This window comes from Ignavibacteriota bacterium, from assembly GCA_016707525.1.
In the GTDB taxonomy this organism is placed as follows: domain Bacteria; phylum Bacteroidota; class Ignavibacteria; order UBA10030; family UBA6906; genus JAGDMK01.
Genome location: JADJHP010000001.1, coordinates 580628 through 598878, shown reverse-complemented (window position 1 = coordinate 598878; position 18251 = coordinate 580628). Strand labels below are relative to the sequence as shown.

Sequence of the window (18251 nt, the reverse complement as noted above, 5' to 3'; positions counted from 1 at the left end):
CAAGGGAAACGGGCGGGTGCGCGGCCCATGACCCGTTCTCATGAAACTTCCCTCCCCTGCAGAGCGTTGTACACACTAAACCCCCGGAATGTCATGCCCATACGTGTGATCGTTGCTGTAATTCTGATCTCCCTGCAAGCCTATCTGTTGCGCCGCTTCTGGAGGTGGGCTGGAACGCGGTCCGGCCTCTTGCGCCGGTCTCAGATCCCCGGGCTCGCCCTGTTCGTCCTGTTCAACGGCGCCCTGATCGTGACAGCATTCACCGGCTTCCGAAGCGTCCACGTTTCGGGCGCATTTCTGTATTGGGGTGTCTACCCCTTTCTCCTCTGGCACTTTGCGACATTCATCATCGCACTCGTCTTGCTGGTGTTCCATATCCTCAAGCTTCCCTTGAAGGGGCTCTGGGCTGGAGCCAGACTGATCCCCGCATTACGGCCGCACGCTCATGCACTATCGAGCAATCCTGCCGTTCAGCGCTTCGACGCCGGTCGACGGGTGTTCCTGCGTCGCGGAGTGTACGGGCTGACCGCGGCATCGTTCGGGGGGGCCGCGTACGGCATGCTCGTCGAGCGGTCGGAATGCGAGGTCACGGAGCATATCGTCCGTATCCCGGGCTTGCCCCCTGAATTCTCAGGATACTCGATCGGCCTTGTCACCGATGTGCATTCCAGCCTCTACATGACGGAGGCCGATATGCGTAGGTATGTGAAGGTCCTGAATGGCATGGGAACCGACATGATCCTGGTCGGAGGCGATCTCGTGAATGGGATGGGTGATGAGATCGATCCCTTCGCGGAGGCCTTCAGTGCCTTGCGTGCTCCCGATGGCATCTTTGGCGTGCTGGGCAACCATGATTTCTACACGAGAGAAGCAGATCGTGTTGCCAGCACCGCGACCGAAGGAGGCGTGCATATCCTCCGGGATGAGTCGCGCGTCATCCACCGGGGAGGCTCATCCCTGACCTTGCTCGGGATCGACGATACCGGCACGGGGCCCCTCACTGTCCAGCGGATCCGGCGGGCTGCAGCACATGCAGCCGCATCTGGACCGCGTATCCTTCTCTGCCACCGCCCGTATTTCTTCCGGGAGGCTGCGGCTGAGGGCGTCGACCTCATGCTGAGCGGACACACCCATGGTGGGCAGGTCGTCCTTGGCGAAGTGGCTGGCATCGCGTTCACGCCGGCGGCACTCGCCTCGCCTTACCTTGCCGGGCCCTATCAGGAAGGCGCCGCCCGGATGTACGTCTCCCGTGGTATCGGAACCGTCGGCGTCCCCATGCGCATCAATTGCCCTCCGGAACTTACCCGCATCGTGCTGAAACCTGCGTGAACCCCCTGTTTTTCTTGCGTCTGGCGTGGGCATTTGGTATATTCCTTGAAGCTTCCAAAGCGGAGTGCAATGGACCACAAAACCCTGGTGTCCCGCGCGCGGGCAGCGAAGAAATTCTCGCATTCCCCGTATTCCCGGTTCCGGGTCGGTGCAGCAGTTCTGACAGCCAGCGGCAAGATCTACACTGGCTGCAATATTGAGAACAGTTCGTACGGCTTGACGGTATGCGCCGAACGGACCGCCCTGTTCAAGGCGGTCTCGGAAGGCGAGACCTCATTCACCGCCATTGCGATCACCTCGGATGAGAAAACGGCAACGCCGCCCTGCGGCGCGTGCAGGCAGGTGATCATGGATCTTGCCGGTGACATCGACGTCATTCTGACGACGAGTAACGGCAAGTACATGACCTTGAAGGCAACCGAGCTACTCCCCTACCCGTTCGGAGGCAAAAACCTCAAGAATGTCCGACGCTCACGACGATGACCATTCCAACGCTTCATGATTCCCCCCGTACCACCGGCTGGATCGAGGTGATCGCAGGCTGCATGTTCAGCGGCAAAACAGAAGAGCTGATCAGACGCCTGCGCCGCGCGCAGATCGCCCGGCAACAGGTTGCCATCTTCAAGCCTGAGATCGACACCCGGTACAGCAACGACCACATCGTTTCACATAGTGACGTGAAGTTCCCTTCGACGATGGTGGGACGCGCTTCCGAGATACTCCCGCTGGCACAGGATGCTCACGTCGTAGGCATCGACGAAGCCCAGTTCTTCGATATGACGCTCATCGATGTCGTGGAACAGCTCGCGAACGACGGCAAACGCGTGATCATCGCGGGACTGGACCAGGACTATCGGGGAAAGCCCTTCGAACCGATCCCCCAGCTCCTCGCCGTAGCGGAGTACATCACGAAGACGCTTGCGATCTGTGTCGTTTGCGGGAATCCTGCAGACCGCACCCAGCGTATCACCCTTGCGAGTGAGCGCGTGCTTGTGGGCGCCAAGGATGCGTATGAAGCCCGCTGCCGTCGCTGCTTCCAACCTCCGCCGGCTGGAAGTTGAACGCAGCCCTTTCGGCCCCGACCCGAGGCACATGAGCGACTCCGCGAACATCGATCAGGCCGTGGCATTCCTCCGGAAGCGTGTCACGTCATGCCCGGACCTCGCTATCGTGCTCGGATCTGGCCTCGGCGGTTTCGCCGATGCGCTCCAGGACCCGCTCACGATCCCCGCACACGACATCCCCCACTACCCTCGTTCAACGGTCGAAGGGCACAAGGGCGAGCTCGTTTGGGGAAGACTTGGCGAGAAGCACGTCCTGGCCGTCCGTGGCCGCGTCCACTTCTATGAATCAGGCTCCCTCGAGACCGTGCTTTTCCCCATACGCACGCTTGCAGCCCTGGGCACAAAGACCCTGGTGATCACGAATGCTGCGGGGGGCGTGAACCGGACGTTCGTTCCCGGTGACCTGATGGTCATCTCCGACCAACTCAATCTGACCGGCATGGGACTTCCCGCGGGTGCTCCGCGGGACCGGAGCACTGCCGACTATTACGTGCCCACGTTGCGAAAACTTGCGCTCGCCACCGCCGAGCGCCTCGGGATACGTGTTGTCACAGGGTCTTATGCAGGGGTGAAGGGCCCTTCGTACGAGACGGCGGCCGAAGTAGAGATGGTTCATCGCCTCGGTGGCGACGCCGTAGGGATGTCAACGGTGATGGAGACGGCCATGGCCGTTGCACACGGCATGGATGTTCTGGGGATCTCATGCATCACGAATAAGGCAACCGGCACCAGTTCGGCCAAACTGGACCACGCCGAAGTCACAGAAGTGGCTAACCGCGTCAAAGAGAACTTCGCTCTCCTCCTCCGCGAGATCATCGTCAATATCTGATCCCCACTGGCGGGTTCGCTGCATCAAATCCCCACGCCTTTGCAGCGCAGCTCAACAATACTCGATTCACGTTAAGGTGAATGCGGGAACTCTTGCTCCTGCATAGAGTAATGACTCACGTCGGAACAGACTTAGAGGCTTATCGCCCGGTCTATGCCGATCGAAAGGAAGAAAGCAGGGATGTAGATCAGCGAAGAACGGAACACCTTTCGTGCATTGGCATCGCTGATCTGTCTTGAATGCTGATAGGCGGGGACCATGAATGCCAGCCAGGCGGCACTTACGAGTACGAGAAAGACCGGTCCGGCCATCCCGAGGATGAACGGGAGCACGGACGCAGGGAGGAGTGCCCAGATATACACCATTATGATCCTCGCGGTCACCTCGCCGGTCGTGTCCAGCGAAGGCAGCAGCCTGTACCCCCCCGCCGCATAATCCTTCCTGTACATCCAGCCAAGCGCGAGGAAGTGCGGCATTTGCCAGAGGAATACCACGAGGAAGAGGACATACGCCTGTGGCGCAAATGTTCCGGTCACGGCCGTCCACCCGATCACCGGGGGGATCGCCCCCGGCAAGCCACCGACGGCCGTTGCGAAGTGCGAGGTGCGTTTCATGGGGGTGTACACCAGAACATAGCTTCCAAGAGTCAGCATGGCGAGCCCTGCAGCAAGGAGGGTCGTGCCTGCGAGCAGGGCCACGCCGAGAACCGCCAGGAGGCAGCCAAAGACCAGGCCCTTGCGGGGAGAGATCGCCCCGGATGGCAGCGGCCGTTTCCGGGTACGCTGCATGAGGGCGTCAAAGTCGCGTTCCAGGTACTGGTTCAGCGCCACGGCGACGCTGCCTACGAACAGGGTGCCTGCCGCAACGAGCGCCAGAGCTATGGATGGGAAAGGCCATCAGGGGCGAGCATCGCCCCCGCAAGGGCGGTACTCACGGACATAAGGGTCAGGCCGGGCTTTGCAAGGGAGGCATAGGCAGCGATGTGGTTTTGCGAAGCACTGCCCTTTTCCCCCTCCGCCTGCCCTTTCGGGGATGTCATCAGGATCCTTTAACGCCGACCTTCTTCAGGAGGAAGGCAGCGATCGAATCCGCTTCCGCCGGCCTCAATCCTTGCGACGGCATGTTCGGGAACGCCGGGTCCACCTTCACGGGATTCAGGATGAACCGCACGAGATCGGCTTTACGGCCAGCATACTTCGTTACGACGCTCTTGTACGCAGGGCCCACCTTTTTCTGGTCGAACAGGTGACAGGCCGAGCATTTGCCGTTATAGATATCCTCGCCGGTGAGCGGTTTTGCGCCGACGCCGAGGGCGGTCTTCAGAGCTTCTTCATTCCTGTCATACACGACGGCAAGGGCCACGGCATGATCGCGCGTCGCATTGTGCAAGGCGACCTGGTACATCGATGCGATGCAGGTCGTCCCCGCGATCACCAGTGCGAACGCATACGCCGTCGTTGCCGGACGGTCGAGCTGGACATACGCATACATCGCCTGCAGGGCGCCGAAGAGTGCGAGCACCGCGCCGGCCGCAAGCCCATAGACCCATCCTGACACCGCGAGGTCTTCCAGCCGGAGCAGACCCGCCGCAAGGAAGACCGGCATAGCGAGGATGGCCGAGGTGAGGATCTTGAGACCGAGGGCGCGGACATCGCTTTCGTAGTCCGATGCCACTTCCGGACCCGCCGGGCTGCGGTGATGGAAGAAGAGGACACCCACGCCGGTCATGGCTGCCGCGAGCGTCAGGAAGACCAGCCAGGTCAGCCATACATCCGGCGCAATGAGCAGTGCCGGGAGCGAGCCCAGACCTGTCCACGCAGACGGCCGTACGCCGATCGCGGTCCCCGCGCTGAAGAAGAACGAGGCGAGAACGATCGTCCACGCCGCCACCGTGCCGCTCTTCTCATGTGTTGACCGTGCTCCTGCCTGCAGCTCTGCAGTGGCGTCACCGGCCGGGCGCGTTGTTCCCAGAACCTCCGTCAGGCGGAACGTGTACTGGTAGGCGAACGCCGCCACCCCGGCGGCGATGAAGAAGACGACCGCGAGAAGCGCGCACCCGGCAGCCAGCGCGGGTGTCGACTGCAGCACCTGGGCATACACGAAGACGATCGCAAGTGCCGGCAGGACCGCGAAGAATGTGAAAAAGGTCCGCGACGGCAGGACCGCGTTGATCAGACGCCGGGCAAGGAGGCGCAGACTGCCCTCGCCTGCGGCGCGGCGGTCAGCATACACAGCGAGGAGGATCGAGCCCGTGATCAGCGCGGCGTATGGCAGGAGCACCGCCATCACGATGTTGTAGATGAACAGGAGCAGATGAAAATGCTCCGTGGACTGAGGGAGTGCTATGTTGTTCAGGACTTCCATGCCTGTCGGATCCTCATGTCAAATGTCAGCGTGTGCGTGTCCTCGTCCGTTGCCGCAGTTCACCGTGCCGGTGCAGCAGCTTGCAGCGGCGCATAGGTCTTTGAAGCCTTCGCGGACCGTTCGCGGTACCACTGGTCGAAGGATTCCGGTGTCATCGCCACGACCTTCGTATACATGTACGCATGCCGGAGGCCGCAATATTCCGCACATGCGACGTCATAGGACTTCGGTTCCGGCGTGCTGAACCACATCACGTTCGTGCGGTTCGGGATCACATCCTTCTTGATGCGGAACGCAGGGATATACATTGAATGATTCACGTCCATCGATGAGAGGGAGAGCTTGATCGGCACCTTGACCGGAACGAACAGGGTATCGGTCTGAAGCCCGTTCGGATACTCGAACGTCCATGTCCACATCCGTGCCGTCACATGGATCGGGACCGCGTTGTCCGGGACCGCACTCATCCGGCTATACCCTTCCCATCCCATGTAGAACATGCCCATGAACAGGATCAGCGGAATGACCGTCCAGGCCACCTCCAGCGGGACGTTCCCCTCGATGTTGGTCGGATGCGGATTCCGTTTCCGGCTGTACCGGAACAGGAAATAGATCATTGCCACGACCAGACCGAGGAGCACCAGCGAGGAGATCCCCACGATCATGAGGAACGTGGCATCGACATAATCTGCGAACGGTGATGAACCAGTGAACATGAGATCTTCTCCGGGCTCCGGCTCTCAGTGGAATGCGTAGTCAAAGAATGTCATGACGATGAAGATGAGGAACGTCACGAAGGCGACCACCGTGAACAGGCGGAAGACGCGGTCCTCGAACCGCAGGTGCATGAAGATGTTCAGCACGAGGACGCTCTTGATGCTGGCGATGACGAGTGCCGTGATGATCACCCAGCGTCCGAGTTCGATGCCGGCCATCGCAACGGTGAGGGCCGTGAGTGCAACGAGCCCGAACCAGATCACGACATACCGGCTGTAGGATACCACGTGCTGTCCCTGTGCGTGTGCAGAATGTTCCGTGTGGCTCATGGTCGGTCCTCAGTGCAACAGATAGAACAAGGGGAACAGGAAGATCCAGATGATGTCCACCAGGTGCCAGTAGAGTGCTCCCGATTCCAGGCGGACATACGAGCCGGCGTTGATCGTTCCGCGCCGGATCGCTTCAAAGACATACACCAGGACGCCGAGGCCGATGACCACGTGCAGCGCATGCAGTCCCGTCATGACGAAATAGAGGCCGAAATACAGGATCACTCCCTGGGGCTGGGCGAGGAGTTCCGGCGCCCCCGGAGAGAGTCCGACCTCGAACTTGTGTCCCCATTCAAAGTACTTGTTCACCAGGAAGGCGAGGCCCATGAGGATCGTCATCCCGAGAAGGGCAAGTGCGAACGCCTTCTTCCCTTCCTGGACGGCGGTGATCGACATCGCCACGGTCAGGCTGCTCGTGAGAAGGATCAGCGTGTTCACCGTCCCCACGAACGTGTCCAGTTCCGCAGCCGCGAGGTGGAATGCCTCGGCGTGGGTGAACCGGTAGACAGCGTACACGATGAAGAGACCGCCGAACAGGATCAGTTCGGTGAACAGGAACAACCACATACCCATGCGCGAACCGGTATCGTCGCGGTGGGCGTGCGTGGATGCTGCGGCGGATGGGGGCATGCTGCTCACGGGCGCTCCGCGGAACGTTGTTCGTATTCAGAATAGTCGTACGGACCGGTTGTAACGGTCGGGATCGTATGGAAATTCTCCATGGGCGGCGGCGAAGGCACCGTCCACTCGAGCGTCTTCCCTCCCCACGGGTTGGCCGGCGCAGCCGCTCCTCTGCGGAGGGACACCAGGAGATTGATGAGCATGATGATGATGCCGAGCGCAAGTATCCATGAGCCCACGGTCGCCACCACATGGACCCCCTGATACTCCGGCAGATAGTCGTAGTAGCGCCGGGGCATTCCCATATACCCCAGGATCAGGAACGGGAAATACAGCATGTTGAAGCCGAGCGTCAACAGCGCCCACGAGACGACCGCCGGACCCTTCTTGTACATCCGGCCGAACATCTTCGGGAACCAGTAGTGCATCGCCGCGAACAACCCGAACCCCGTCCCACCGAACATCACATAGTGAAAGTGCCCGACCACAAAATATGTGTCCTGCACATGGATGTTCACGGCCAGGGCGCCGAGCATCAGCCCGGTGAACCCACCGATCGAGAACTGGATGATGAAGGACAGGATGAAGAGCAGCGGTGGCTCCAGGGCGATCGAACCCTTGTAGAGGGTCGCGACCCAGTTAAAGACCTTGATGGCGCTCGGGATCGACACCAGGAATGTGAGGAGCGAGAACACGAACATCCCGGTGTTGCTCATGCCGACCGTGAACATGTGGTGCGCCCACACGAGAGAGCCCAGGAACGCGATCGCAAGGCTCGAGTAGGCGATGAACTTGTATCCGAAGATCGTGCGCCGCGCGAAGACCGGCAGGATCTCGGAGACCACGCCGAGTCCGGGCAGGACCATGATGTAGACGGCGGGGTGGGAGTAGATCCAGAAGAGATGCTGGAACAGGACCGGATCGCCGCCCAGGGCCGGATCGAAGATCCCGACGCCGAACATGCGTTCGATCCCGACGAGAGCAGGAGCGTGATCCCGATGATCGGTGTGGCGAGGATCTGAACCCAGGCCGTGGCATACAGCGACCACACGAACAAGGGCATCTTGAACCAGTCCATGCCCGGGGCACGCATGCGGTGAATGGTCGTGACGAAGTTCAATCCCGTGAGGATCGAAGAGAACCCGAGGATGAACGCTGCCCCGAGGGCCGGCAGAACGTTCGTCGATGTGCGGATGCTGTACGGGACGTAGAAGGTCCAGCCCGTATCTGTTGCCCCGCCGGGGAAGAAGACAGAAGCGAGCGCCAGCAAGCCGCCGGTGATGAACAACCACCACGAGAGGAGGTTCAGCCGCGGGAAGAAGACGTCCTTCGCGCCGATCAGGAGCGGCAGCATGAAATTGCCGAACACCGCCGGCAGCCCCGGGATGATGAAGAGGAAGATCATGATGATCCCGTGGAGCGTGAAGAAGGTGTTGTAGGTCTGCGGCTCCATGACGGTCCTCCCCGGCGTCAGCATCTCGAGACGCATGAGGACGCCGAACGTCACCGCCGTCAGGAAGAACACGATCATCGTCACGAGATACAGCAGTCCGATCCGTTTGTGATCGGTACTGAAGATCCATCCCCGTATCCCGCTGTACGTCCCCTTCTCGTCAAAGAACCCGCGTCCGCCGGGAAGGGTCTGTGCTGATGCCTGTGTCATACGTGTGTCACCTTTCGCCTGTCCGTTTCTTCGGCCTCACGATGAAGACCACGACGAACACTGCGACGAGCGCGACCACCAGCAGGCCACCGACGCGGGTGATGTTCATCGTGTACGACTGTGCATCCGGGTCGTACCGGTAACAATATTTGATCAACTTTGCGATCGTCGGACCGGTGCGGCCCTCCGCGGCCTCCATCACCGCCATTTTCACATCGAACGGCAGATACTGGATCCCGTTGATGTACCGCGTCACCTTCCCTTCCGGGGAGACGATGATCAACGCACCGGCATGAGCGTAATCGTTCCCTTCCGCACGGAAGTAGAATCCCGCAGCATCGGTGAGCTGCATGATCGTCGCACTGTCCGCCGTGAACCAGCGCCAGCCTGCAGGATCGATCGGCCTCTTCAATGCCGCCAGATAGCTCGCCTTCTTCTCGCCGGCCAGCGGGGGTTTCTCCCGATGGTCAAAACTCACGGTCACGATCTGATAATCCCGCCCGATCTCCAGGTCCATCTTATCCACCGTCCTCGCAAGCTCGGTCAGCAAGGGGCTGCAGATCCCCGGACAGCGATAGTACACGAACGTGAGGACGGTAGGCTTGTTCACGATATCCCGCAGTTGGACGGGATATCCTTTCTCGTCATACAGCGTCGCGCCCAGCGGCACCGTGTTGCCGAGTTTCTCCACGATGCCGATCGGCGGGTGTGCTGGCGATGCCTGATCCTGTGCACGTGCCGTGGCAGAAAGCACGCCCGACAGAACAGCAAGAAGGAGAAGGACGGAGGTCTTCATGGTCACAGCCCCACTCCTGTCAGTGTCCGGTGCAGAAGCACCCAGTTCTCACGTGAGAGCCGGGAGACGGACGCATGGAAGCCAAGGTCGATGGGATCGTAACTCACGATGCGGACGAAGTCATCCAAGGCGGCAAAGCGATCTGCCCTGGCGTGGATCGCCTGCAGGACACGCGTCGGGTTCTTCGCCGAGCGAAGGAACAGCATTGCCCCGGGATCCGAGCTTGCCTCGAACCGCTCGAGGGCGCGCGCGATCGTGTTCTGGGCCTGAACGTGCTCCCCGACCATGGACTTCATCGCGTTCACGATCGGCACCTGGGCAGGGATCGTTGTACCCTTCGACAACTGATACACGGTCTCAAGGTTCGCGATATCCGCTTCACTGTCCACCGGAGGCGCCGGATGGAACGACCGTATCAGGTGGATGAGCGCGAAACGGTCGGCCGGGGGCAGATACCCATACGACGCCATCCCGTTCTTGACGATCCCCTCCTGCAGCGTGCGATAGATGTCACTGATGCGTGCGCCGTTCGTCCATCCGTTGGCGGTATGGAAGTTCCGTGGCCGCGGGTTCAGCACGAGTCCGGCCGCCCCGTCACCAAGTCCGGTCTCGCCATGGCACGATGCGCATGCCGTGCGGTACACCTCGCGCCCATGTGCCAGGACGGAATCATTCGGCACGACCGCGAGCTTCACATCCACCGGCGGCAATACGCGTGGCGACTGGAACGGGATCTCCAGAACGAACGCCGAGGAGTCTTTGAGAGCCACCGGCACGATCGTACTGCGTCCGATGGCATCCAGCCGGTTCACATACAGGATCCCGATGATGACAAGCACCGTCAGGACGTAGACGTACGTGTAGCCGAACAGCTTGCGCGGGCTCCGCAGCATATCGCGGAAGTCCATTTCAGGTTTCAGATCCGACCTCTGGTCCATCCCAGGTCCTTCAATGAGTTACAGGTGGAAATCCAGGCCCCGTTGCAGCTTCGGATCACCGATCGGGACAAGGTTATAGCGTTTGCTCTTCCAGGATATGAGGAGCATGACGATACCGATGCCGACGAGCGGGAACCCGATCTCGGTCCAGCTCAGCGAAAGGTTCGGGCTGTGCGACGGCATGACAAGCCAGAACAGATCGATGAGCCGCGCGGCCAACAGCCAGATGGCCATGAACTTCAGGCGGCGCAGGTCCATCTTCGCCTCCTGGGGCAAGAGCACGATATACGGGACCGCGAACTGAACGATGATGAGGAGGACGGAGACGACCTGCCATCCGTTCTCCCAGCGCGCCATGAACCAGTACGTTTCTTCCGGCAGATTCGCATACCAGATGAGGAGGAACTGGCTGAACGCGATGTACGCCCAGAAATTCACGAAGCCGAACATGAGCGCGCCAAGACTGTAGAAATGGTCCCGGCGAAGTCCCGGCAGATGCCCGCTCTCATGCATCCATACGACGATGAGCGTGGTGGCTGCAAGTGCGGCGAGGACCGTCCCTGAGAAATAGTAGACGCCGTAGATCGTGGAGAACCAATGAGCTTCAAGGCTCATGGCCCAGTCGAAGGCCGTGAAGGTCAGTGTGATCGCGAACAGGGGCAGGAACGCCGCTGCGAGGCGGACGCTGGAGCGCGTCAACGAGGCCTCGCGGGTCACATCCTGCTTCGTTGAATTCCGGACGAAGAGCATGCCGAAGATGATCCATATCGCGAGGAACGCCGCGGTCCGGAGCGAAAAGAACTGCACATTCAGATATGCGGATTTCCCGGAGAGCACGGCATCCGCCTGCACCGCCTCTTCATGCGTCCAGTGGAACAGGTCGTGCAGATGCAGAAAGAGCGGCAGGACGAGCAGAACGAGGAACGGAGCGATGCCCGAGAGGAATTCCGGGATGCGGCGCATCGGCACGCTCCACACCGCACCGGTGATGTGCTCGAGCGCGACAAGGAAGATGGCGCCGACGCCGATACCGACCATGAACAGATAGAGGATCACTGCATCGAAGGATGCGCGAACCGGCTGAAGGATGAACGCGGCGATCACGAGCAGGACGCCCGCGGACAACAGCCCCATTCCCATGCGGTCGATGGACGAAGGCAAGCTTTTGCTCGGGGTCGCCGGGATATGTGTCGTGGTGCTCATTGCAGGTCGGACTCCTTCGCATTGTGTGCACGCTGCAGGACCCGGATATAGTGCACGACCGCCCAGCGTTCGTCACGCGTCAACTGCGAAGCGTACGAGGGCATCACATTCTGTCCTTCGGTCATGACGTGATAGATCGCGCCGTCGGTCCATGTGCGGACCTTGTCCGAATGGAGCGTAGGCGGATTCGGGAACTGGCCATTCAAGCGGCTGTCGCCGCGCCCGAAGTTGCCGTGGCAGGGACTGCAGAACGTGAGGAATTTCGCGCGTCCCTGCGCTACCGTGGCGTCGGTGAGGGGCAGCGGATTGGCGAGGAATTTCCCCGCATCGTCCGGCTTGCCCTTGTAGGCATACGGCATCAGGCCGCGTGCGATCGTCCCCTCGACGGGTGGGCGCATGCCGATGCCGTTCTTGAAGAGCGTACTCGCCTCCTGTGCGCCTAACTTCTTCTGAAGCATCATCCAGTCGAACGGCGGGGCGTACAGGATGATATTCAGTGTCACATACGTGGACATCGCCACGAGCAGAGCGACGACCGCGAGCAGCGCGATGAATTTCAGGTCGAACATCTTCGCGCCGTGGTTGCGGTCCTCGAGGTCGTAGTGGACCGCCGCGATCTCCGATCCGCCCACGGACGAGAAGAATGTGCGCACCTTCTGCTCATCGAACTGCGGATCGGCGGCTTCGATGCAGATCCCGAATCCATCGCTCGCAACGCGCTTCATGTACGGCGTGTCGTGCAGAGGATGACTGTTGTTCGGAAACTTGAAGAAGATGACGATCATGGCCACCACGGTGAGCACGGCGGCCAGCAGCACGGTGATCTCGAATGCCACCGGAACGAACGCAGGCCATGACCAGAACGGTTTGCCGCCGATCACGAGGGGTAGTCCACGAGGGTCACCCAGGTCATCAGGCCCACGGCCCCGACCGCGCCAAGAAGGCCGAAGGCAAGGGCGAAATAGCCCAGAGGCGAGGTCTTCAGTTTCATGGCCCGTTCGATGCCATGCACCGGGTACGGCGCGTGGACATCGTAGCGGGTGTACCCTGCCTTCACGGTGGCTGCCACCGCCTGCATCAAGGCGTCCGGCGTCGGGAAGAGCGCCGTGATACTGTATAAGGGAGTGTCCATGCTTCTCTGTGTCATGTCGATCTCACATTCACCGTTACGAGTGGTGTTCCGGCTGCGCACCCGGCACTACCGCTTTGATCTCCGCAAGCGAGATCACCGGCAGGACACGGACGAAGAGCAGGATCAGGGTGAAGAACAGGCCGAGACTGCCGATGAAGATCCCGATGTCGACGAGGCTCGGGGTGTAGTGGCCCCAGCTGGACGGCAAGTAGTCGCGCGACAGCGACGTCACGATGATCACGAACCGCTCGAACCACATGCCGACGTTGACGAAGACCGCGATGACGAACATCGCGGGGATCGAGCGGCGGATCCGTTTCGACCAGAACAGCTGCGGGAAGATCACGTTGCAGGAGATCATGGTCCAGTACGCCCAGGCATACGGCCCGAGGGCACGGTTGATGAACACGAACGTCTCGAACTGGCTCCCACTGTACCACGCGATGAAGAACTCCATCCCGTACGCATACCCCACCATGCTCCCGGTCAGGATCATGACCTTATTCATCTTCTCGAGCGTATCCAGAGTGATGAGATGCTTCAGGTTGAAGAGGTGTCGCACGACAATGAGCGAATTCTGCACCATCGCGAAGCCGGAGAACACGGCGCCTGCCACGAAGTACGGTGGGAAGATCGTCGTGTGCCATCCCGGAATGACGGAGACCGCGAAGTCAAAACTCACAATGGTGTGCACCGAGAGCACAAGCGGTGTAGCGAAACCGGCAAGGATCAGATACGCGCGCTCGAAGTGATGCCAGTGGCGGCTGGAATGGCGCCATCCGAGGCTGCAGATCGAATAGATCACCTTCTTCACCGGCTGGGTCGTACGATCCCGGAGCGTCGCGAAATCCGGTACCAGGCCAAGATACCAGAAGACCGCGGAGACGGTGAAATATGTCGACACCGCGAACACATCCCACAGCAGCGGGGACGTGAAGTTCACCCACAGCGCGTGCTGATTCGGATACGGGGACAGGTACAATGGCAGCCAGGGCCGCCCGGTGTGCAGCAACGGAAAGATCGCCGCGCACATGACGGCGAAGATCGTCATGGCCTCTGCGAAGCGGGCGATACCGTTTCTCCACCGCTGACGGAGAAGGAAAAGGATGGCGGAGATCAGCGTGCCGGCGTGCCCGATACCGACCCAGAACACGAAGTTCACGATATCGAAGCCCCAGGAGATCGGCTGATTCACGCCCCACATACCCAGGCCGTACCAGAAGCTGATCCCGAAACAGACAAGACCGATCGTGAGCATCGTGGAGGTCACACCGATGGCGATCCACCATGGGCGGGTCGGGATGCGGTCCAACGGTCCGCTGACGACCTGATCGATCTCCGATGCGGTCGGGCGTCCTGCGACAACAGATTCTTCGCGGGTGTAGTCGACGACGGCGGTACTCACGCGCTCTTCTCCGAGTGGATGTTCCGTAACCTTGCGATGTACGTGACGTTGGGGCGCACGTTCAGTTCGCCGAGCACATCATAGCCCAACGGGTGTTCACGCAGTCCGGACACCGGGGAGGCGGGGTCGAGGACGTTGCCGAACTCGATCGCGCGCGCCGGGCAGGCCTGCTGGCACGCCGTCTGCACATCTTTCCCCTCGATGGTCCTTCCCTGCTCCGTTGCCACCTGGCGGGCGTCCATGATCCGCTGTACGCAGAACGTGCATTTCTCCATGACACCGCGCGAACGCACAGTGACCTCCGGATTATGCATCAGGTTCAGCGGCTCTTCCTGCTGGTAGCCGTCCGCAAAGTGGTCGCGGAAGTTGAAGAAGTTGAACCGGCGCACTTTATACGGACAGTTGTTCGAACAGTACTTCGTTCCGACGCACCGGTTGTAGATCATCTGGTTCAGTCCATCCGGACTGTGGTTCGTCGCCACCACCGGACAGACATTCTCGCAGGGAGCATTGTCGCAGTGCTGACAGAGCATCGGCTGATGGCTCGCAACAGGCTCTTCCGGCGTGCCGCTGTAGTAACGGTCGATGCGGATCCACTGCATCTCCCGCCCCTTGGCGACCTGTTCGCGGCCCACGACCGGAAGATTATTCTCCACGTTACATCCGGCGACGCAGGCATTGCACCCCGTACACTTGTTCAGATCGATCGCCATCCCCCACTTCAGTCCGGTGTACTCCACGCGCGGACTGATGCTTTCGTACTCCTTGCGTTCGATCCCGAGAGAGTGCGGGTCCTTCCTGTACTGCTCAAGCGTTCCCTCCTGAATGATGTGCCGCTTCAGGTGGAAATCCTTCACGAAGGTGTCATCGAGCGAATGGTGTTCCTGGGTCGACGCCAGCGGATACGAACCCTCAACCTTCGTCACGGATGACGCAGCGATCACCCGCGCACCGTTCAGCGCCGCAAGCGACAGCAGAGGTGTCACGTCCGACCCGACACCGGAACCGACCGGGCCAGCGTTCGTCCGGCCATACCCGAGAGAGACGCTAATGAGGTCTTCTGCCGTGCCGGGCTGCTCGAACACCGGCAGGGTCACGTTCCCGTTGGCCGTCGTCACCGCGATCCGATCATCTGATTTCACGCCGAGCCGTTTCGCCGTCGCCGGCGCGATGGCAGCGTAGTTGTCCCAGACGATCTTGGAGACCGGATGCGGCAGTTCCTGCAGCCACCCGTTGTTGCTGAATGCGCCGTCGCCGATGTACGGAGCTGGCGTCACCAGCACGGCGAGACCGGCAGAAGCTGCGACCTGGATCCCTGCCAGGACATCCGCGCGCAGTGCCGGCCGTGTCGTCGGCGCCGGTGCGAGTTCGATCACACCATCGTGCAATGAGGACTGCCAGAACGCCGCGAAGTCGGCATTCGTACCGGCCAGAGGATAGATCGCCGTTTCCCAATACTTCTTCACGTGGTCGCGGTAGGCGGACTCGTTGAAGGGTCCGGAAGCGCTCATCCAGCGGAGAAGCACCGCTTCCTTCTGGCGTGTGGTATAGAGCGGCGCCACAACGGGTTGCTGGAGTGAGACCACGCCTTCGCGCACGCTGTGATCCCCCCATGCTTCGAACATCGAGTGGATCGGAAGCATGTATGTGCAGGCGGTGGCGGTCTCATTCTCCGATTCGACGAGGGCGATGGTCAACGGCACCTTCGCAAGCGCAGCGGCATAGCCGAGCGATGGCGGAAGATGGTAGACAGGATTCACATCGAGATGCGCAACGAAGCCGACCTTGCCGGCGTTCATATCCGCGACGACCGCGCTGAATTCTCCGGCCGGCGACACCGCGGCGGCATCGGCGCTGCGTGCTGCGCCATACAGCGCGGTATTCCCCAGGAGCTCATTCACGACATTGACGGCAGCATGCATGTCCGCGCCGTGCGCCGCACCTGCATACACGATCGCCTTGCCGCGTGCGGCGAGCAGATCGTCGACCATGTGCACAAGGGTTGCCCCGGCGATGCCATGGGCGCTCGCCAGCACATCGAGTCCCCGCCCCGAAGGATACTGCGTGGTCTTGATATTCAGTTTCCGCCCGATCTCGTGAAGAAGCGCAAGCACGAACTCGAGCTGTCCCGCAGGCGTCAACCGAATGCGATAGTCCGCGTTCGTACCGGTCAACGACATCGCACCTTCAACGGCGTACAGACGGATGAACTCATCCGGGCGTGCCACATCCCGGCCTGATGAGAACGCGCCCGTCTGTTCCACCACGGAACCTTCCGCTCCGAGAATATCCGCTTCCAGCGTCACGATCACGCGCGCTTTCTGCCACGCGATCGCGGGCACGGACCCGCCACCATAGGTGCGTTCCCACCCGCGGCGACGCGATTCCTCATGGAGTCGATCATACGTCAGCACGCGCGTTGTCGGGAATGCCGCTTTGAAATCGGCGATGACCTTCCTGGCCGAGGGGGATGTCTGCGGGCCGGTGACCAGGACCACCTGCTTTCCGTCGCGAATGCAGGCCGCCAGCTGCTGGACGGCTTCCGTGTCGACCCTCTCCCACGTAACATCGCCGGAGTGCGCGGAGGCCGCGCCGGTGTGCGGCTGACGCAGGCGTGCCGGGTCGTACATCTGCAGGAGCGTTGCCTGTCCGGTCGCACACAGCCGCCCGCGATTGATCGGATGGTCAGGATTGCCGTCCACTTTCACAGGACGTCCTTCGCGGGTCTTGATCAGGGTGCCGCACGACTGTTTGCAGCCCGTGCAGGTGGATGCGTAGTACAGCGGCCGGCCCGGGGTGATGTCTTCGGGCTTCTTGCTGTACGGGACGATCTCCCCTTTGTCGCGATAGTTCGTGCACCCCGCCGCACTGAAGGCAGCGGATGCGGCCATCAACGCAAGGAACTGCTTGCGTGACAGCGGCGACATCTCCGACGGATCGAACGCGTCGGTGACGCCCGGTTCGAATTCACGAGCCTTGCGTTCTTCCGTCGCCCCCGCATCCTGCAGGTCACGGAGACTGCGCCAGTGGTTCTTCTCATTCATGGGACGACGGCCTCGCATTGGTCCGTGGAACGGCGTGAGGATGAGGGCGGACGGTCACATGCGCATCGTTCTTGGATGCGGCGGACACGATCGCTGGAAGCCGGAAGATGTTGCCGGCAGCAACTCCGGCAACGATCGCGGCAGCTGTCCGCGCAAGAAACGATCTGCGGCGAACAGCGGTGCCAGGGTTCCTCGTTTCGGGCAACGACATCGGGTCTCTCCTACCGGTGACAGGCATTGCAGTATTCCGGGCCGCGCTTGACGTCCTTGATCGACGCGAGACGTGTGGGTGCGTTCCGGTGACAATCGAGACATGCGCCCATGGTGAACGGCTGGATCTGCGTGAGGACATCCATGTTCTGGACCGCACCGTGACAATGTGCGCAGTCGATCCCTTTGTTCACATGGGCGCTGTGGTTGAAGTAGGCGTAGTCCGGGACGCGATGGACACGCTTCCACGGAATGGCGGTACCTTCTTCGTAGAATTTTGTGAGCTTGATGATCTCAGGACGGGTCTTGCGTGCGACGGCATGGCAGTTCATGCAGGTGGAAGCTGCAGGCACGGTGGCGTGGCGCGATGAGGTGACGCCCGTATGACAGTACTTGCAGTCGATCTGCATCGTCCCCGCATGCAACTTGTGCGAGAACGCGATAGGCTGGACGGGGGCATAGCCCACGCCGTCCCTTTCGCTCCGCGAGAGGTAGTAGGTGGCAATGAACGATCCGACCGCAACCATCATGATCAACGGAACGCGGACCTTGAGGGTATGATCAAGCCATGCCTTCTTCATATGCACTCATGACAGGTGGAGCGAGG

17 protein-coding genes and 2 pseudogenes are annotated in these 18251 nt (G+C 60.9%); 4 read left to right on the top strand and 15 right to left on the bottom strand.

All coding sequences use genetic code 11. From position 1 onward, the window contains the following. The first annotated feature begins 93 nt into the window (after positions 1–93). The 4 genes from IPI01_02550 to IPI01_02535 all read left to right on the top strand — a co-directional run bounded on the left by IPI01_02550 (position 94) and on the right by IPI01_02535 (position 3222). Entirely contained in the window at positions 94–1329 is a 1236-nt protein-coding gene (locus IPI01_02550) for a metallophosphoesterase (protein ID MBK7256703.1), read from the top strand. 69 nt (positions 1330–1398) lie between these two features. Continuing rightward, complete coding sequence (gene cdd, locus IPI01_02545; protein ID MBK7256702.1) at positions 1399–1812, top strand: cytidine deaminase; 414 nt, start codon at positions 1399–1401, stop codon at positions 1810–1812. Beyond that, positions 1809–2390 (top strand): thymidine kinase, encoded by a 582-nt coding sequence (locus tag IPI01_02540; GenBank protein MBK7256701.1) that lies wholly within the window; start codon positions 1809–1811, stop codon positions 2388–2390. Before cdd ends, IPI01_02540 begins: the two co-directional genes overlap by 4 nt. A 31-nt stretch (positions 2391–2421) precedes the next feature. Continuing rightward, positions 2422–3222, top strand: coding sequence for a purine-nucleoside phosphorylase (locus tag IPI01_02535; protein ID MBK7256700.1), 801 nt, complete (start codon positions 2422–2424; stop codon positions 3220–3222). Between the two features lie 131 nt (positions 3223–3353). Here IPI01_02535 and cyoE read toward each other — a convergent pair whose 3' ends face one another. The 15 genes and pseudogenes from cyoE to IPI01_02460 all read right to left on the bottom strand — a co-directional run bounded on the left by cyoE (position 3354) and on the right by IPI01_02460 (position 18225). Beyond that, positions 3354–4103 carry a protoheme IX farnesyltransferase gene (cyoE, locus tag IPI01_02530; protein ID MBK7256699.1) on the bottom strand — a complete coding sequence of 250 codons (750 nt, stop codon included), beginning with the start codon at positions 4101–4103 and terminating at the stop codon, positions 3354–3356. Continuing rightward, positions 4100–4261, bottom strand: coding sequence for a hypothetical protein (locus IPI01_02525; protein MBK7256698.1), 162 nt, complete (start codon positions 4259–4261; stop codon positions 4100–4102). The genes cyoE and IPI01_02525 overlap by 4 nt, the downstream gene beginning before the upstream one ends. Beyond that, entirely contained in the window at positions 4261–5586 is a 1326-nt protein-coding gene (locus IPI01_02520) for a hypothetical protein (GenBank protein MBK7256697.1), read from the bottom strand. Before IPI01_02520 ends, IPI01_02525 begins: the two co-directional genes overlap by 1 nt. A 59-nt stretch (positions 5587–5645) precedes the next feature. Continuing rightward, on the bottom strand, positions 5646–6302 hold the full coding sequence (gene coxB / locus IPI01_02515) for a cytochrome c oxidase subunit II (protein MBK7256696.1): 657 nt from the start codon (positions 6300–6302) through the stop codon (positions 5646–5648). A 24-nt stretch (positions 6303–6326) separates the two neighbouring features. Continuing rightward, positions 6327–6632: a cytochrome C oxidase subunit IV family protein gene (locus IPI01_02510; GenBank protein ID MBK7256695.1), complete on the bottom strand. Its 306-nt coding sequence runs from the start codon at positions 6630–6632 to the stop codon at positions 6327–6329. A 9-nt stretch (positions 6633–6641) separates the two neighbouring features. Next, positions 6642–7262: a cytochrome c oxidase subunit 3 family protein gene (locus tag IPI01_02505; GenBank protein MBK7256694.1), complete on the bottom strand. Its 621-nt coding sequence runs from the start codon at positions 7260–7262 to the stop codon at positions 6642–6644. Between the two features lie 5 nt (positions 7263–7267). Continuing rightward, positions 7268–8916: pseudogene (locus IPI01_02500) on the bottom strand (cbb3-type cytochrome c oxidase subunit I). A gap of 7 nt (positions 8917–8923) precedes the next feature. Continuing rightward, positions 8924–9718 (bottom strand): SCO family protein, encoded by a 795-nt coding sequence (locus IPI01_02495; protein ID MBK7256693.1) that lies wholly within the window; start codon positions 9716–9718, stop codon positions 8924–8926. Beyond that, positions 9715–10650: a cytochrome c gene (locus tag IPI01_02490; GenBank protein MBK7256692.1), complete on the bottom strand. Its 936-nt coding sequence runs from the start codon at positions 10648–10650 to the stop codon at positions 9715–9717. Before IPI01_02490 ends, IPI01_02495 begins: the two co-directional genes overlap by 4 nt. An 18-nt stretch (positions 10651–10668) precedes the next feature. Then, on the bottom strand, positions 10669–11784 hold the full coding sequence (locus IPI01_02485; protein MBK7256691.1) for a quinol:cytochrome C oxidoreductase: 1116 nt from the start codon (positions 11782–11784) through the stop codon (positions 10669–10671). Between the two features lie 65 nt (positions 11785–11849). Further along, a pseudogene (locus IPI01_02480) lies at positions 11850–12985 on the bottom strand (DUF3341 domain-containing protein). A gap of 34 nt (positions 12986–13019) precedes the next feature. Beyond that, positions 13020–14243 carry a polysulfide reductase NrfD gene (gene nrfD / locus IPI01_02475; GenBank protein MBK7256690.1) on the bottom strand — a complete coding sequence of 408 codons (1224 nt, stop codon included), beginning with the start codon at positions 14241–14243 and terminating at the stop codon, positions 13020–13022. A 143-nt stretch (positions 14244–14386) separates the two neighbouring features. After that, positions 14387–17434 carry a 4Fe-4S dicluster domain-containing protein gene (locus IPI01_02470; GenBank protein MBK7256689.1) on the bottom strand — a complete coding sequence of 1016 codons (3048 nt, stop codon included), beginning with the start codon at positions 17432–17434 and terminating at the stop codon, positions 14387–14389. After that, the gene (locus IPI01_02465) at positions 17427–17645 is read right to left on the bottom strand and encodes a hypothetical protein (GenBank protein ID MBK7256688.1); all 219 of its coding nucleotides are present in this window, start codon (positions 17643–17645) and stop codon (positions 17427–17429) included. The genes IPI01_02470 and IPI01_02465 overlap by 8 nt, the downstream gene beginning before the upstream one ends. A 10-nt stretch (positions 17646–17655) precedes the next feature. Then, positions 17656–18225 (bottom strand): cytochrome c3 family protein, encoded by a 570-nt coding sequence (locus tag IPI01_02460; protein MBK7256687.1) that lies wholly within the window; start codon positions 18223–18225, stop codon positions 17656–17658. Between the last annotated feature and the right edge of the window lie 26 nt (positions 18226–18251).

Excerpts from the sequence above, each read along its gene's own strand:
- IPI01_02550 (MBK7256703.1), top strand. The coding sequence starts at position 94 with ATGCCCATACGTGTGATCGTTGCTGTAATTCTGATCTCCCTGCAAGCC.
- cdd (MBK7256702.1), top strand. The coding sequence starts at position 1,399 with ATGGACCACAAAACCCTGGTGTCCCGCGCGCGGGCAGCGAAGAAATTC.
- IPI01_02540 (MBK7256701.1), top strand. The coding sequence starts at position 1,809 with ATGACCATTCCAACGCTTCATGATTCCCCCCGTACCACCGGCTGGATC.
- IPI01_02535 (MBK7256700.1), top strand. The coding sequence starts at position 2,422 with ATGAGCGACTCCGCGAACATCGATCAGGCCGTGGCATTCCTCCGGAAG.
- IPI01_02525 (MBK7256698.1), bottom strand. The coding sequence starts at position 4,261 with ATGACATCCCCGAAAGGGCAGGCGGAGGGGGAAAAGGGCAGTGCTTCG.
- IPI01_02520 (MBK7256697.1), bottom strand. The coding sequence starts at position 5,586 with ATGGAAGTCCTGAACAACATAGCACTCCCTCAGTCCACGGAGCATTTT.
- coxB (MBK7256696.1), bottom strand. The coding sequence starts at position 6,302 with ATGTTCACTGGTTCATCACCGTTCGCAGATTATGTCGATGCCACGTTC.
- IPI01_02510 (MBK7256695.1), bottom strand. The coding sequence starts at position 6,632 with ATGAGCCACACGGAACATTCTGCACACGCACAGGGACAGCACGTGGTA.
- IPI01_02505 (MBK7256694.1), bottom strand. The coding sequence starts at position 7,262 with ATGCCCCCATCCGCCGCAGCATCCACGCACGCCCACCGCGACGATACC.
- IPI01_02490 (MBK7256692.1), bottom strand. The coding sequence starts at position 10,650 with ATGGACCAGAGGTCGGATCTGAAACCTGAAATGGACTTCCGCGATATG.
- IPI01_02485 (MBK7256691.1), bottom strand. The coding sequence starts at position 11,784 with ATGGGGCTGTTGTCCGCGGGCGTCCTGCTCGTGATCGCCGCGTTCATC.
- nrfD (MBK7256690.1), bottom strand. The coding sequence starts at position 14,243 with ATGCTCACGATCGGTCTTGTCTGTTTCGGGATCAGCTTCTGGTACGGC.
- IPI01_02470 (MBK7256689.1), bottom strand. The coding sequence starts at position 17,434 with ATGAATGAGAAGAACCACTGGCGCAGTCTCCGTGACCTGCAGGATGCG.
- IPI01_02465 (MBK7256688.1), bottom strand. The coding sequence starts at position 17,645 with ATGTCGTTGCCCGAAACGAGGAACCCTGGCACCGCTGTTCGCCGCAGA.
- IPI01_02460 (MBK7256687.1), bottom strand. The coding sequence starts at position 18,225 with ATGAAGAAGGCATGGCTTGATCATACCCTCAAGGTCCGCGTTCCGTTG.